Annotated in this window: 8 protein-coding genes and 1 pseudogene; 4 read left to right on the plus strand and 5 right to left on the minus strand. The window is 68.2% G+C overall.

Translation table 11 applies throughout. The features are described 5' to 3' along the window. The 5 genes from ACO48X_RS10000 to ACO48X_RS10020 form a co-directional block, all read right to left on the minus strand. Positions 1-493: DNA glycosylase AlkZ-like family protein (locus ACO48X_RS10000; protein WP_485001944.1), on the minus strand; the 493-nt coding region annotated here is incomplete at its 3' end. Positions 494-680: 187 nt separating this feature from the next. Continuing rightward, positions 681-1,235, minus strand: a complete 555-nt coding sequence (locus ACO48X_RS10005) for a PLD nuclease N-terminal domain-containing protein (protein WP_485001945.1) — start codon at positions 1,233-1,235, stop codon at positions 681-683. Between the two features lie 5 nt (positions 1,236-1,240). After that, positions 1,241-2,128: a 1,4-dihydroxy-2-naphthoate polyprenyltransferase gene (locus tag ACO48X_RS10010; RefSeq protein ID WP_485001946.1), complete on the minus strand. Its 888-nt coding sequence runs from the start codon at positions 2,126-2,128 to the stop codon at positions 1,241-1,243. A gap of 134 nt (positions 2,129-2,262) precedes the next feature. Next, complete coding sequence (locus ACO48X_RS10015) at positions 2,263-3,573, minus strand: AMP-binding protein (RefSeq protein WP_485001947.1); 1,311 nt, start codon at positions 3,571-3,573, stop codon at positions 2,263-2,265. Between the two features lie 11 nt (positions 3,574-3,584). Then, positions 3,585-4,607 (minus strand): 1,4-dihydroxy-2-naphthoyl-CoA synthase, encoded by a 1,023-nt coding sequence (locus ACO48X_RS10020; RefSeq protein ID WP_485001948.1) that lies wholly within the window; start codon positions 4,605-4,607, stop codon positions 3,585-3,587. Between the two features lie 336 nt (positions 4,608-4,943). On the opposite strand from ACO48X_RS10020, the gene ACO48X_RS10025 reads away from it, so the two are divergent. The 4 genes and pseudogenes from ACO48X_RS10025 to ACO48X_RS10040 form a co-directional block, all read left to right on the plus strand. Beyond that, positions 4,944-5,666 (plus strand): demethylmenaquinone methyltransferase, encoded by a 723-nt coding sequence (locus tag ACO48X_RS10025; RefSeq protein WP_485001949.1) that lies wholly within the window; start codon positions 4,944-4,946, stop codon positions 5,664-5,666. A 156-nt stretch (positions 5,667-5,822) separates the two neighbouring features. Next, entirely contained in the window at positions 5,823-7,088 is a 1,266-nt protein-coding gene (locus tag ACO48X_RS10030; RefSeq protein WP_485001950.1) for a geranylgeranyl reductase family protein, read from the plus strand. A 67-nt stretch (positions 7,089-7,155) separates the two neighbouring features. After that, positions 7,156-7,515, plus strand: coding sequence for an NADH-quinone oxidoreductase subunit A (locus ACO48X_RS10035; protein WP_485001951.1), 360 nt, complete (start codon positions 7,156-7,158; stop codon positions 7,513-7,515). 11 nt (positions 7,516-7,526) lie between these two features. Then, positions 7,527-7,752, plus strand: a pseudogene (locus ACO48X_RS10040) (hypothetical protein); the annotation flags it as partial.

The following is a 7,752-nucleotide window of genomic DNA, read 5'->3' on the forward strand; positions in this document are numbered from 1 at the left end:
GCTTGAGCAGAGCACCCCACCCGGAGCGCAGTTGTTCTTCCATCCCCTTGAACCGTTTGTCCTGAATCAGTTCGCTCACCAGCTCATCGCGAGACAGCGCCTGACCGTCAAGGAGGTCGGCGACAAACTCCGTCAGTTGATCGACCTCCTCTGGCGTAGCGCCGAAGTGCCGTGACCAGGCGGGCTTGGTCCACGTACGAGCGCCGGCCAGCAGCGACAGGTACTCCGCTACGTCCGCAGACCGCATCGCGTGCAGCGTTCCGCGCATCGCCCAAGTCTTGACAAGCGAGCGGTCGGAGTACGCGCGCTTGACCCCTTCAGGCCGCGGGTTGCGTTGTCGTAAGGCGACAGCGGTCTCAGCGGCGGAAGCCACCTGCGCCTGCACTCCGCAAAGCCGTCCGACGATCTCAACAGGGCCTGCGTCCGTCAAAGGTTCCAGGCACTGCCTGTGTAGCCGCCATGCGAGCACCTGTTCGGCGGAAACCTCGATCAACGTCGTCCCCTCTCGTCGTTGCCGTCAGATTCTAAGCCTTTTCGAAGCCTTGATTCGGCACGCCGGGCAGCACTTCACACAACCAGTCGGTGAGGTTTCGTGTTTGTCTGGTGCGGGGCGCGTTCGGCCCAGGGATTGCTCGACGCCGGGCCGCCCGGGCCCTGGCGTCGAGGATTTAGTTCGTCCGTCAAGCGGACTGCGAACCCTCGTCGTCTAGAAACTTGCGGAGTTCCGCATCGAGATCGTCGAACTGCGAAGGGAAAGGGCCGTCCTCTTCGGAAGTTTTGCCTTTCGAGGTCTTCTGCCGCTTGAAGTCGCGGTCGGGGCTGCCGCCGGAGCTTTTGCCGGCGGAGTCTTTGCCTGCGTCGTTGCCGCCGGGCTCGCCGCCGTCCCCGGATTCGCCCTCCGCCTTGGCCTGCTGGCGCTCCCACTCGGCGAAGCGATTCCGGGCGTCGAGTTTGGCGAGGAACTCGGGGTCGTCGTCGGGGGCGATCGGACCCTCGGGCTCGGGCTTGCGCGGACGTGCCCGTCCGATCTCGATCGTTCCAAAGCCGTTCGGGTGCTTGATCGGCCACGAGAGGAGAAGCCACAGGAGAGCGCCGACGACCGGAATCAAAGAGACGACGATCCAGACGGGCTTGGGCAGGCGCCCCGGCATCGACTCTTTCGGCGTGCGAGCGCAGTCGATGATCCCGTAGATGCAAAGGGCGACGATCGTGATAGCAAGCATGACACGCGGCATGGAACTTAGTGTAGGTAAACGGCCCCCGCGTAAGCCAGAAAGAGAGTTACGCCAAAGGCGAGCTCCGTCTGGCCCGCGGTGCGGAGGGCGGGAATCAGATCGCGTCCGCCGGCGCCTGCGAGCACGGGCGAGGCGGCGCGCCAGGCAAAGAGGGCGGTTGGCGCGGCGACCAAGGCGGCCCAGGGGCCGAGGTCGCCGATCAATGCGAGGGGTGTGACGACTGGCACAGAGACCAAGGCGGCGAAAGCCCGTCTGGCCCGCCTGTCGCCGATCCGGACCGCGAGGGTGTTCTTGCCGACGTCGGCGTCGGTCGGGATGTCGCGAATGTTGTTGACCATGAGCAGCGCGCAGGCCGCCGAGCCGACGGCGCAGGCCGCGAGCCAGCTCTGCCAGGGGACAGACAGCGCCTGCGTGTAAGTCGTCCCCGCCGTCGCGACGAGCCCGAAAAAGACGAAGACGAACGCCTCCCCGAGGCCCATGTATCCGTACGGGCGGCTGCCTCCGGTGTAAAACCAAGCCGCTGTGAGGGCCGCGACGCCGACGAGAAGCAGCCACCATTGGCCGGACAGCGCCACCAGAGCGAGGCCGGCCGCCGAGCCGACTCCGAAGGCTGCGAACGCGGCGCTCTTGACCGTGCCGGGGGACGCCTTGCCGCCGCCGGTCAGCCGCGGCGGGCCGGAGCGGACGGCGTCCGCCCCCCTGACGCCGTCCGAATAGTCGTTGGCGAAATTGACCCCCACCTGCAGCGCGAGGGCGAGAACGGCCGCGAGCCCGGCGCGAACGGGGGACGCTTCGCCTGCGTGCAGCGCCACTGCCGTCCCGGCCATGACGGGGGCCAACGCTGCGGGCAGCGTCTTCGGGCGCGCCCCTTCGATCCAATCTGAAACCGCCACGGAGCCATGGTACCGGCGGTTCGTCGCGTTCTGGCGCGCCGCGCTGCGAGAACGGGGCGAGGCTCCGCGAGAACTGGGCCGGCGGTTCAAAGTCGGGTTCTGCGTGAACGGGGCCCGCGGTCTGAGGCGCGGTGTCACGAAGAGGGGGAACGGCGGTCCAAGGCGCGGCGGACGAGCTCGCGGATTGCGCGCCTGTCCGGCTTGCCGGATGCAGTCAGCGGAAGGCCTCCGGAGCCGGCGTTTGAGAGCCCGGGATCCGACGGCTCCGACTCTGAGAGCCCAGAGTCCGAGTGCCCGGAATCCGAAAGCCCGAGATCCGAAAAGCTGAGAAACAGCCTGGGAACATAGGCTTTTCCGTGCTCTTCGGCGATCGCCTTGCGCATCTTGGACGCAGTCGGCCGGGAAAGCCCCGTCGCGCCGACGACGGCCACGGCGATCTCGCGCCATTCGGCGTCGTCGATTCCGACGACGACGCTCTCGCCCGCCCTGCTGCGCGCGAGAGCCTCCTCGACGACGGCGGGCATGATCGTCATGCCGCCCGTGGTGATTGCGTCGTCGATCCTCCCGAGCACGGTGAGGCGGCCGGCCTCCAGGCGGCCGACGTCGCTCGTGCGGAACGTCCCGGCGAAGCCGGGGCCGCCCACGTATCCGAGCGCCACCGCGGAGCCCGACAAGACGATGCGGCCCTCTTCGACGGCGACGCGGGTGTCACCGACGGGGCGGCCGTCGTACACGCAGCCGCCGCAGGTTTCCGTCATTCCGTACGTGGTGACGACTTTCAGGCCCGCGGCCCGGGCGGCCTCCAGAAGCCTGGCGCCTGCGGCGGCCCCTCCCACGAGGATTGCGTCGAAGCGCCTGGCGGCCCGCGCGGCCGAGCTGGCGAGAAGGCGCCTGAGCTGCGTGGGAACGAGCGATGCGTAAAGGGGCGCAGACTTGCCGTCAAAGTCAGCGGCCCGCGCGAGGTCTTCGGGACGGCCGGCCCCGGCGTCGATGGGGGTCAGGCCCGCAACGGCCGAACGGAACTGGGTCTGAAAACCGGCGATGTGGTTGGTAGGCAGGCATGTGACCCAATGTCCGGGCCCGCCGAGGGCCTCCTCGGTCGCCTCGGCGGAGGCGAAAAGGGCGTCCCACGAGACCGCCACGAGGCTTCCCACGCCCGTCGTCGAACCCGAAGTTCGCAAAATTAAAGCCGTTTCGGGCGGGATTGGGCCGCAAGCGAAGGCGGCGTCAACCGGATTGCCGCCATGGACGAGCGATTCGTCCGTCAGCATCGTCGGGGGATGAGGCTGGCCGGACGGGTCGGGCTTCCGGGACGGGCTGTCTCGGAAGGAAGCGAGCCGCCGGGCGACGTCAAGGGTGCGCTCGCGGGAGGCGGGGCTCGTGCCGCCCGCGACTGCGCGAAGGCGGGGGGAGCTGTGGGAGGGGTTCACGTCGGTCTCACTCATGGCAATCGGCCTCACGCATAGTAAGGGAAGGGCGACCAGTCGGGGGAGCGCTGTTCGAGGAAGGCGTCGCGCCCCTCGCGGGCCTCCTCGGTCATGTATGCGAGCCGGGTGGCCTCGCCCGCGAAGGCCTGCATGCCGGCGATGCCGTCGTCGGCCGCGTTGAAGGCGAGCTTGAGCATGCGGATGGCCTGCGGAGACTTCTGCGCCACGGTTGCCGCGTACTCGAGCGCGCGATCCTCCAACTCCGCGTGGGGGACCGCCTCGTTGGCCGCGCCCCAGGCTACGGCCTCCTCCGCCGAATAGGGCCGCGCCAGGAAGAAGATCTCCCGGGCCCTGCGGTCACCCACCTGGCGGGCGAGCAGCTGCGAGCCGTAGCCGGCGTCGAACGACCCGACGTTCGCGTCCGTCTGCTTGAAGCGGGCGTGTTCGAGCGAGGCGACGGACAGGTCGCAGACCACGTGGAGGGAGTGTCCACCGCCTGCGGCCCATCCCGAAACCGCGGCGATGACGACCTTCGGCATGTTCCGGATGAGCCTCTGGACTTCGAGGATGTGCAGTCTGCCGTTGGACGGGCGCCCGCCGGATGGGCGCCCGCTGGGCGCGCGCCCGTTCGACGAGGTCTCGGCGTCGGACCCTGCCCCGCCGTTCGCGAAGCCTTCGTACCTGTACCCGTCGCGTCCGCGCACGCGCTGGTCGCCTCCAGAGCAGAAAGCCCACCCGCCGTCCTTGGGGGACGGGCCGTTGCCCGTGAGGACGACGGCGCCCACGGACGGGTCGAGCCGGGCGTGGTCGAGCGCGCGGTAAAGAGAGTCGACGGTTTCGGGCCGAAAGGCGTTGCGCAGCTCGGGGCGGTTGAAGGCGATGCGGACGACGGGGAGGTCGGTGCATGCGGCGACGGCGCCGTCGGCCCCCCGAGTGCGTTCGACTCCGCGGTGATAGGTGATGTCCTGCAGGTCGAGTCCGACGACGTCGCGCCAGTGCTCGGGGTCGAAGGTCTCGGAGACTGTCGCCGGAAGCGGAGGGAATTCGTCCATGGATGAAAGTTTAAGGCGTAAGGCTTGAGGGCGCCGGGAGCCTGCGCGCCGTGAGAAAGCCGGAGGGCCTGGTGTGAGAAGGACGGCGGGCTGCCGTGCGAAGGCGGGCGGGCTTAGTGTGAGAAAGCCGGCGGGCTTGGTGTGAGAAGGGCGGCGGGCTTGGTGTGAGAACGTGGGCGGGCCTGCCGTGCGCGGACGGGTCTTCCGAAAGGGGCTAGTAGAATGCGAGTCGCCCTGACAAGAAATCCATGGCGAAGGAAAGCCCATGGCGGAAAACGAGACGCATCGCCAAGAACGCCGAGAAGAGGCGCGAGGCGAAGAAAGGGGACGCACGGGATGGCAAACCGCCGCGCGAGTCTGAAGAAGAAACCCGGGGAAGTCTCCAGGATGTTCGACGAGGTCGCCTCCCGTTACGACCTTATGAACGACGTCGCCTCCCTCGGCCAGGTCAGAGTCTGGCGGGCCGCCGTGGCTGCGGCGGTGGCGGCCGGGCCGGGAGACCGCGTCCTCGACCTCGCAGCGGGAACCGCGACGTCCACGGCCTCCTACACCGAAAACGGGGCATCCGCCGTCGCGTGCGACTTCTCCCTGGGCATGCTCTCCGAAGCCCGCCGGCGCCGCCCCGAGATCCCCTGCGTGGCAGGCGACGCCATGCGCCTTCCTTTCGCCGACGGGGCCTTCGACGTCGTCACGATGTCCTACGGGCTGCGCAACGTCAACGACCCGCGCAAGGCCCTGAAGGAAATGCTGCGCGTGGCCAAACCCGGCGGGCGCCTGGCAATCGCAGAGTTCTCCACCCCCGTGTGGGGGCCGATGCGCAGGCTGTATTCCTTCTACTTGGGCTCGGTCGTCCCCGCGCTGTCAGAGGCGTTCTCCTCAGACGAATCGGCCTACGACTACCTGGGCGAGTCGATTCTCGCCTGGCCTGATCAAGCCGATTTGGCCCGAATGATCCAGGACGCCGGGTGGCGTTCGGTCGCATACCGGAATCTGACGGGAGGCATCGTCGCGATTCACAGGGCCGTTCGGCCGATGCTAGCCCGCGCTCCCGGGGTGTGATCTTCTCGTCATCGGCGCGTGGGACGAAAGGCCAAGCCCTATGATTCCGCCGTTTTTCAATATCGAAAGACGAATGTTACGTATTTTCCGTTCTCGGTGCATTGGCTCACAGCATAGGATTGTGGCGCCGAATAGCGCACAAAGGAACTGAGACCAATGGACAAGGGCGATATGCAAGCCGACGCCGTCGTCGTCGGCGCGGGGCCGGCCGGTTCGTCGACCGCCCACTATCTCGCCATGGCCGGCCTCAGGGTGCTGCTTCTCGAAAAATCCACGTTTCCGCGGGACAAAGTCTGCGGGGACGGCCTCACGCCCCGCGCCGTGGCCGAGCTTGTCCGCATGGGCGTCGACACGAGCGGCTGGGCCCGCAACACCGGCCTTCGCGCGGTCGGAGGCGGCCACACGATCGAGCTGCCCTGGCCGGAGACGGCCTCCCTGCCCAATTTCGGCCTCGCCTGCCCGCGCGCGGAGCTCGACGCCGCGCTCGCGGCGAAAGCCCGGGAATCCGGGGCGGTCTTGCACGAGAACGTCACCGTCGTCGGCCCGATTCTGCACGAGCGCAGCGGCAGGGTGGTCGGCGTCGAGGCGAAGTCGGCCGAACGCGAGCCGCTTGCCTTCAAAGCGCCCGTCGTCGTCGACGCCGGGGGAGTCTCCGCCCGCCTGGCGACTGCGGTCGGCCGGGAGAAGGCGATGAACCGGCCCATGGGAGTGGCTTACCGGACGTATTTCCGTTCGCCGCGCTCGGCGGACTCCGTCATGGAGTCCCACCTGGAGCTGTGGAACGGCAAGCCCGGAAAATCCGATCTCATGCCCGGCTACGGATGGATCTTCCCGCTCGCCGGAGGCATCGTCAACGTGGGCCTCGGATCGCTTTCCTCGACGGCTAAGGCCACGGGGCTGGACTACCGCGCGATGTTCAAGGCGTGGATGGCCAACGCGCCGTCCGAATGGGGATTCACGGAAGAAAACCAGGTCGGCCGGCTGCGCGGCGCCGCTCTGCCCATGGCCTTCAACCGCAAGCCGCATTACGCCGACGGGCTGCTCCTGGTGGGCGACGCCGGCGGCATGGTTTCGCCGTTCAACGGAGAGGGGATCGCCTACGCGCTTCAGGCGGGCCGGCTCGCGGCCGACGCCGTGGCCCAGGCGCACTCGCGCCCCACGATCACAGCGAAAGACAGGGCGCTTGCGGCCTATCCGGCGGCCATGCGGGAGGAGCTGGGCGGATACTACTCGCTTGGACGGGCCTTCGCCCGCCTCATTGAGCGCCCTAAGATCATGCACCTGTGCGTCGCCCGCGGCCTGCCGCGGCCGACGCTCATGCGCCTGGTCATGAGGCTGCTCTCGGACTGTTACGACCGCCGCGGAGGCGACTGGACGGACCGGCTCATCTCGGCGTTGGCGAAGGCGGCCCCGAAAGCATGAAAACGACCAAGACGGCGGCCCGGCAGGCGGCGGCCGCGAAGATGAAGGCAAGAAAGCAGGTGCGCGGATGAACCCCTACGTTCCTCTGCTGGTCATGATCGCCGCGGCCGCGGCGCTCTCGATCGGCGGCCTCGTCATGAGCTCTTTCCTCGGCCCCAAGCGGCACAACCGGGTCAAGCTCGAAAACTACGAATGCGGCGTGGAGGCGACGCCCGCGGCCAGCGGGCGCGGGCGCTTCCCGGTCAAGTACTATCTGACGGCGATGACGTTCATCGTCTTCGACATCGAGGTCGTCTTCCTCTATCCGTGGGCGGTCTCGTTCCACAAGCTCGGCCTGTTCGGCGTCGTCGCGATGCTGAGCTTCGTCTTCCTCATCGCCGTTCCCTTCGTCTACGAGTGGCGCCGCGGCGGGCTCGAGTGGGATTGAGAGGAGCGCACATGGGATTGAGACGAACACGCGCGGAATCGACGGGGGCGCAGCCTCACGACGCCGGCTCCCAGGGGGTCTTCCTCACGTCTGTCGAGGCTGTGGCCAACTGGGCTGTGACCAACTCGCAGTGGCCCGTGACGATGGGCCTGGCGTGCTGCGCCATCGAGATGATGGCCTTCGGCACGCCGCGCTTCGACCCCCCGCCCTTCCCCATCCACGGCTCCCCCCCCTCCC

The sequence above is a fragment of the Peptidiphaga sp. genome (genome assembly GCF_057238965.1).

Bases quoted from the DNA above. Each gene is read 5' to 3' on its own strand.
- ACO48X_RS10015 (WP_485001947.1), bottom strand. From the start codon at position 3,573: ATGAGTGAGACCGACGTGAACCCCTCCCACAGCTCCCCCCGCCTTCGC.
- ACO48X_RS10025 (WP_485001949.1), top strand. From the start codon at position 4,944: ATGGCAAACCGCCGCGCGAGTCTGAAGAAGAAACCCGGGGAAGTCTCC.
- ACO48X_RS10030 (WP_485001950.1), top strand. From the start codon at position 5,823: ATGGACAAGGGCGATATGCAAGCCGACGCCGTCGTCGTCGGCGCGGGG.
- ACO48X_RS10020 (WP_485001948.1), bottom strand. From the start codon at position 4,607: ATGGACGAATTCCCTCCGCTTCCGGCGACAGTCTCCGAGACCTTCGAC.
- ACO48X_RS10035 (WP_485001951.1), top strand. From the start codon at position 7,156: ATGAACCCCTACGTTCCTCTGCTGGTCATGATCGCCGCGGCCGCGGCG.
- ACO48X_RS10005 (WP_485001945.1), bottom strand. From the start codon at position 1,235: ATGCCGCGTGTCATGCTTGCTATCACGATCGTCGCCCTTTGCATCTAC.